The sequence below is a fragment of the Candidatus Nanopelagicales bacterium genome (assembly GCA_037045355.1).
Lineage (GTDB): Bacteria > Actinomycetota > Actinomycetes > S36-B12.
In genome coordinates, this window is the sequence record JBAOHO010000010.1 from 172423 (window position 1) to 178860 (window position 6438).

The 6438-nt window shown below is 65.8% G+C and carries 8 protein-coding genes and 1 pseudogene; 3 read left to right on the plus strand and 6 right to left on the minus strand.

Annotated features, from left to right (window positions below; translation table 11 throughout):
- Positions 1-89: 89 nt before the first annotated feature.
- The 4 genes from V9E98_04590 to V9E98_04605 all read right to left on the minus strand — a co-directional run bounded on the left by V9E98_04590 (position 90) and on the right by V9E98_04605 (position 2906).
- Positions 90-320, minus strand: a complete 231-nt coding sequence (locus V9E98_04590; protein MEI2716262.1) for a hypothetical protein — start codon at positions 318-320, stop codon at positions 90-92.
- A gap of 160 nt (positions 321-480) precedes the next feature.
- Entirely contained in the window at positions 481-1416 is a 936-nt protein-coding gene (locus tag V9E98_04595; GenBank protein MEI2716263.1) for an SDR family oxidoreductase, read from the minus strand.
- Positions 1323-2693, minus strand: a complete 1371-nt coding sequence (locus V9E98_04600; protein ID MEI2716264.1) for an AMP-binding protein — start codon at positions 2691-2693, stop codon at positions 1323-1325. The genes V9E98_04595 and V9E98_04600 overlap by 94 nt, the downstream gene beginning before the upstream one ends.
- A gap of 42 nt (positions 2694-2735) precedes the next feature.
- Positions 2736-2906: a hypothetical protein gene (locus V9E98_04605; protein MEI2716265.1), complete on the minus strand. Its 171-nt coding sequence runs from the start codon at positions 2904-2906 to the stop codon at positions 2736-2738.
- Positions 2907-3149: 243 nt separating this feature from the next.
- Here V9E98_04605 and V9E98_04610 point away from each other — a divergent pair, with 243 nt between their 5' ends.
- From V9E98_04610 to V9E98_04620, 3 genes are all read left to right on the plus strand, one after another.
- Positions 3150-3557: an alcohol dehydrogenase catalytic domain-containing protein gene (locus V9E98_04610; GenBank protein ID MEI2716266.1), complete on the plus strand. Its 408-nt coding sequence runs from the start codon at positions 3150-3152 to the stop codon at positions 3555-3557.
- 82 nt (positions 3558-3639) lie between these two features.
- Positions 3640-3768, plus strand: coding sequence for a hypothetical protein (locus tag V9E98_04615; protein ID MEI2716267.1), 129 nt, complete (start codon positions 3640-3642; stop codon positions 3766-3768).
- 2 nt (positions 3769-3770) lie between these two features.
- Positions 3771-4148 (plus strand): zinc-binding dehydrogenase, encoded by a 378-nt coding sequence (locus V9E98_04620; protein MEI2716268.1) that lies wholly within the window; start codon positions 3771-3773, stop codon positions 4146-4148.
- A gap of 1315 nt (positions 4149-5463) precedes the next feature.
- Here the strand turns inward: V9E98_04620 and V9E98_04625 are convergent.
- A pseudogene (locus tag V9E98_04625) lies at positions 5464-5647 on the minus strand (FAD-dependent oxidoreductase).
- Between the two features lie 394 nt (positions 5648-6041).
- Positions 6042-6438, minus strand: a 397-nt coding sequence (locus V9E98_04630; GenBank protein ID MEI2716269.1) for a 2-oxo acid dehydrogenase subunit E2, incomplete at its 5' end; no start/stop codon positions are given.

Consider the following 6438-nt stretch of genomic DNA (forward strand, 5'->3'; position numbering starts at 1 on the left):
AACGGCCGCTCGCCATGTTCCAGGGCGCTCAAGCACCGCTGCGCCGACCTCAAGACCCAGATCGTCGCCGCCGAGGGGCGCCGCTATGGTCACGCGCCGCCGATCCGGCTGCGACGCTCGCCGACATGGGAGCGCTCAAGGCCCTGGCCTGCGACACCTATCGCTTCGTAGCCGAGGAAGCGATCCAGCTGCACGGCGGCATCGGCCTGACCGAGGAACACCAGTGCCACCTGTTCATGAAGCGGGCGATGCTGAACCTTGTGCTCGGCGGCAGCCAGGACGACCTTCTGGAAAAGGCGGGGCGGCAGGCGCTGGCGCAATTCGCCGAATCGGAAGTCTCCCCTCCCCAGACGGGGGGCTTTTCGGATGCCGGACCAGGCAGCCTATGGCTTCATCATCGCCCCTCCGTTGACGCTGATAACCTGCCCGGTGATGTAGCTGCCCTCATCCGACATCATCAGTGCGCCCATCGCGGCGATGTCACACGGCCTGCCCAGGCGACCGACGAGAGTTGCCTTCGCGAATGCCTCGGCAACTTCCGCCGGGATATGCTCCGCGAACCTTGGGTGCGAAACAACGCCGGGGCAGATCACATTGGCGCGGATGCCCTGCGGACTGAACCGCCGCGCGACATGGCGGGCCAGCGCCGTGAGCGCGACCTTGCTCATCGCATAGGCCAGCCGCACTTCCTCGCCCATGAAGGCAGCGTCCGAACTCGTATAGACGATGGAACCACCGCCGCGCTTCAGCATCGCCGGGATCGGCATGGCGCGTGCACAGCACGAAACCGCGCGCGCTCACGTTCCAGACCTCGTCGAAGTCGTCCATCGGGATGGTGGTAACGTCGTTCAGCGAATTTCCTTCGTTGAAGCCGGCATAGTTGGCGTGGAAGCCATCGAGCCCGCCGAAGCGCGATTGCGCGAGCGAGACGATTGCCGCGATGGATTCCCCGTCGGCGCCGTCAAGCCTCGTGCCGGCGACTTTCAACCCCGCCCCGGAAAAGGCTTCGGCGGTGCCGATTGCCCTTCTGCTGTCAATGTCGCCCAGCACCACCGAGGCGCCTTCGGAGGCATAACGCCGCGCCAGTTCATCGCCGATGCCGCCAGCCCCCGCGACGACGATCACCTTGCCGTTCAATCTGCCTTCCATCGTCCGTCTCCCGCCGCTTGCGGCCGGCCTAACCCGCCGATTTCGCCTCCAGCCGCTTGACCGCCAGTTCGCGCACGGTGCTCGACTTGACCTTTTGTTGCCGGTCAGCGCATAATCCCCGTCGGTGAAGAACAGCACCCGGCGCGGTACCTTGAAGCTGGCGATTTCCTGCTTCACGAAGGCAATGATCTCCGCTGCCGAAAGCTCGGTTCCCTCGATCGGCACAATGCATGCGACCACCATCTCGCCCAGCAGATCGTCGGGCACGCCCACCGTCTGGCTGTGCTTGACGCCAGGGAACTCACGATGACGTCATCCACCTCGACCGGGGTAAAGAGACATTGGCGCCGCCGGTCTTGATCATGTCGGTCAGCCGTCCATCCCAGAAGAAGCGCCCCTGCGCATCTCGATGGCCGCCGTCGCCTGTGCAATATACGGGTACCCCTCGGCGTCGAAGCACTCCTCGGGGCCTTGCCGAGATAGCCCTGATCAGCGTCGGCCCCTTGATGCACATCTCTCCCTTCTGGCCGAGCGGCAGGATCGCGCCCGACATCGGATCGACGATCTTCATCACATTGCCGGGAAGCGGCGGACCGGCGCTGGCGAGGTAGACCTCGGGCGGCGTATCCGCAGCATAGCCGGTGCACACCGTCATCGTCGGTGGTGCCGAAGGCAAAGGGCACGCGCCAGTCGGTGTTCACCGTGGGATGCTCCCAGATCATCTCGCCGCGCGGGATGTACTTCAGGCTGGACAGGTCGGCGCTCGCCCAGTTGGGTGCGGCCTGAAAGCGTGCCCATTGGTGCGGGCGGCCGTTGATGAAGGCAATGCGCTCCTTCTCGATCAGCTCCAGCGCCTCGGTCTCGTCGAAGTAGCGCTGCAGGATCACCGCGCCGCCAGTGGAAAAGGCGCTGCCCGCGACCATCGAGATATTGCCCGACCAGAAGAAGCCATTGCCGGTCCAGCCGCGACACCGGCTCGCGCATCGCGAAAGTGCGCGGCCAGCGCCACCACTGGATGGTGAAGGCGCGCTGCGAATGGACGATGCCCTTGGGCAGGCTGGTGGTTCCGGATGAAAAGAAGACGCCGCCAGGATCGCTGGGCACCACCGAACGGCCCGGGCGAATAGCTGCGTGTCGCCGATTCCGGCCCCGCGCCTCAAGGAAACCGTCCCACCGCTCCACCGCTCCGCCCTGCGTGGAGCTCCAGCGGATTGGCGTCGCCCTGGCACGCCGCCGACCGAGACGAGGTGGCGCAGGAAGGGGAAGCGGTCCGATGCCGTAGCCGGTTCGCCCTGCGCGATCGCCGGTTCCAGCCCGGCGATCATCGCGTGGAAGTCCTTCTTCAACACATGCTGTTCGAACAGCAGCAGCGAAATCTGCGAGGCCTTGAGCATGTAGTCGAGCTCATTCGGCGTCGAGAAGGTGCTTCTTAGCGCCACCGGCACACCGCCCGCAAGCGCGATTCCAAACAGCGAGGCGATGAATTCCGGTCGGTTGGTCATCAGGATGCCGACGTGAAGTTTCCTTGCCGACGCCGCTGCCAATCAGCGCCTTCGCCACGGCCATGGAATCGCCGAAGCAGATCGTTATAGCTCCACTGATAGCTGGTTTTTGCACTCGCGCAGCACCAGAGCCTCGGCATCGCCATGCCGCGCTGCTATTATCTCTCGCAAATAGCCGCCAATCGTGTGTGCCCCCTGCCCTTCCTCCTCGGAAAGTGGAATGCCCTTGACCAGTGACAGGGCGGTATCCGCCACGCTACATCTCCCTGAATTGACCGGGTGCATTGACCGGGTGCATTGACCGGATGCGAAAGTTCGAACCTAACAGCGGCCCTCCGCAAGGCAAGGCTGGCTCCAACCGTTCCCGGCGGCGGTCACGCCGCCGCGCAGGCTTAGGCAATTGGCGGCGCGGCTCATCGCCATGGCGATGGCATTTAGGACGTGAAACCTGCCCCCGCCTTGGTCTAGGACGGGGCAAAGCCAGATGGGAGAGAATTGATGGCGAAGGTTGCGAAACTCCAGAGCGGAAAGGGCGTCGATACGCTCAACATTATCGATGCGCCGATCCCCGATCCCGGGCCGGGCGAGGCGCTGGTGCGGCTGCATGCGGCGACGCTCAACTTCCGCGACCTGATCATGGCCAGGGGGTTGATCCCCGGCATCGCGAAGGAACCGGAGCTGATCCCGCTGTCCTGCGGCGCGGGCGCGGTGGTTTCGGTGGGCAGCGGCGTCACCCGGGTGAAGGCCGGAGACCGCGTCAGCCCGATCTTCACGCTGGGCTGGATCAGCGGCGAACAGAAAAGTTACGAAATGCTGGGCGGTTCGGTCGATGGCGTTGCCCGGCAATATGCCGTGTTCCCAGCCGAAAGCCTGGTCCGCAATCCCGACGAGCTGGGCGATCTCTGAAGCCGCGACGCTGACTTGCGCGGCGCTCACCTCATGGTCGGCGCTGACGGGTTTCCGGCCCACCGCACCTGGCGAATGGGTGTTGGCGCATGGCACCGGCGGCGTTTCGCTCGCCGCGCTGCAACTCGCCAAGGCGATGGGTGCCAATGTCGCGATCACCTCCTCGTCGGACGCGAAGTCGCTCGCGCCCGCTGGCTGGGTGCGGATGTGACCGTGAACTACAAATCGACGCCAAACTGGGCGAAGCGATCCGCAACGCCGTTGGCGGCGCCAGGATCGCCAACATCATCGACACGGTCGGCGCGGTGCAGTTCGAGGACAACGCCTCGCTGCTGGTCCAGGGCGGTCAGCTTTCGGCCATCGGCATGCTGGGGTTCGGACTTCAGCTGGACGAAGCAGAACCCCGAGGTCAACCTCGTCCCCATCGCGGTCGGCAACCGCGACCAGCACGAGGCGATGGCGCGCTTCATGGTCGAACACCGCATCAACCCGGTGGTCGATGTGGTCTATGACCTCGACCGCATCCAGGATGCCTACCGCTGCCTGGAGAGCGGACAGTTCTTCGGCAAGGTCGCGGTGAACCTGCTCTGAGCCCAACCGCCCGCCCCTCCCCGCGCGGAGGGGCGCGGCGATCAGATGTGGACGGCGCGCCCATAGGCGGCTAGTACGGATTTCGTGCAGCGCCTCGCTGACAGCGTGGGATGCGGCGAAGATCGGTCTGCATCAGTTCCGCCTCGGTCGTCTCCAGCGCCTTGCCGACGACATAAGCCCTGGATCAGTCTCGGTGACTTCGGCGCCGACCATGTGCGCGCCCAGCAGTTCGCCGGTCTTGCGCGTCGAACACCGTCTTGACGAAGCCCTCCGGCTCGCCCAGCGCGATGGCCTTGCCGTTGCCGATGAAGGGGAACTTGCCGACCTTGCACGTCGTAGCCCGCCTCCTTGCGCCTTCGCCTCGGTCAGGCCGACCGCTGGCGACCTGCGGATGGCAATAGGTGCAGCCCGGGAATGTTGCGCCGGTCGAGCGGATGCGGATGGACGTCGCGTTGCCGAGCTCCGCGCGATGGCCTCCGCCGCGATCACGCCCTCGTGGCTCGCCTTGTGCGCCAGCCAGGGCGCCGGCGGTGACAGTCGCCGATCGCCCAGACGCCCGGCACGTTGGTGCGGCCATGAGTCGTCGATCTTGATGTGGACACTTGCGTCGGGCTCGACGCCGAGTGTCCTCCAGCCCGATGTTCTCGATGTTGGCGACGATGCCGACCGCGACGATGACGTGGCTGAACTCGTCGGTCTCGCTGACCTTGCCGTCCTTGCCCTTGATCGTCGCCGTGACGCCCTTGTCGCCGCGGCTCGATCGTCTGCCGACCTTGGCCGCCGGTCATGATCTTCATGCCCTGCTTCTTGAGCGCCTTTTCGAGGAAGGCGGAGACCTCGGCGTCCTCGACCGGCACGATCGCGGTCCAGCATCTCGACCACGGTCACCTCGGCGCCGAGATCGTTGTAGAAGCTGGCGAACTCGATGCCGATCGCGCCCGAGCCGATGACCAGCAGCTTGCGTCGGCATCTCGGTCGGCGTCATCGCGTGGCGATAGGTCCAGATGCGCTTGCCGTCGGCCTTGCCAGCTCGGGCAGGTCGCGCGCGCGGGCGCCGGTGGCGATGATGATGTGCTTGGCCTCGAGCGTCGGTCGCTCTTGCCGTCCTCTCCGGTGACCGCGAGCTTGCCCGTGCGCGGCGAGCTTGCCCGTGCCCATGTACGACGGTCGATCTTGTTCTTCTTCATCAGGCCGGTGACGCCCTTGTTGAGCTGCGTCGGCCACGCCGCGCGAGCGCTTGACGATCGGCGTCGAGATCGACGCCGATGTTGTCGGCCGACAGCCCATAGTCCTTGGCGTGCTTCATGTGGTGGAACACTTCGGCCGAGCGCAGCAGCGCCTTGGTGGGGATGCAGCCCCAGTTGAGGCAGATGCCGCCCAGATGCTCGCGCTCGACGATCGCGGTCTTCAGGCCCAAGCTGCGCGGCGCGGATCGCCGCGACATAGCCGCCGGGGCCGGAACCGAGGACGATGACGTCGTATTGATCGGACACTGGTATTAACTCTCCTGCTTGACCGGGCGCTGAGCGCTGCCCTGGCTTCGTCGCATGCGCGACGAAGGTGAAGCATCGCCTCCGTCACCTTGAACCGGCCTTCCGTCCTCGCGGCGATGCGGCGCCAGGCTTCGATCGCGATCGTCATCGAGGTGCGCCCTACCCGTTCCAGCCGGCCGATAGACCGAAACTTCGTCGCCCACCTTGACCGGCAGGTGAAACTGCATCGCCGTCCATCGCCACCGTCACCGCGCGGCCCCGCGCCTCGCGCGCCGCGACCAGTCCCGGCGCCCATGTCCATCAGGCTCATCAGCCAGCCGCCGAAGATGTCGCCATCGGCATTGGCGTCCGCCGGCATGGCGGTGACGCGGATCACCGGTTCGCCGTCGGGGCGCGCATGTCAGGCCACCATCGCCCAGCGGGCTTTTCGACATAGTCGCTGGAACGCGGCCATCAGCCGCGCGCCGTCCGCGCCGTCGATGGCGCGGTGATCGAAGCTGCCGGTCGCGCTCATCACCGTGGCGACGCCCAGCGTGCCGTCGTCCATCACCCAGGGGCGCTTCTCGCCCGCGCCGATGGCAAGGATGGTCGACTGCGGCGGGTTGATCACGGCGGTGAACTGCTTGATTCCCATCATGCCCATGTTGGAGATGCTGGCGGTGCCGCCGACGTATTCGTGGGTCTTGAGCTTGCCTTCCTTGGCGCGGGTCGCATGTTGTTCATGGCTTGCGCGATCGAGGTGAGGGTGCGGCCGTTGGCGTCCTGGATGATCGGCGTGATGAGGCCGCCCGGACTGA

Excerpts from the sequence above, each read along its gene's own strand:
- V9E98_04610 (MEI2716266.1), top strand. The coding sequence starts at position 3,150 with ATGGCGAAGGTTGCGAAACTCCAGAGCGGAAAGGGCGTCGATACGCTC.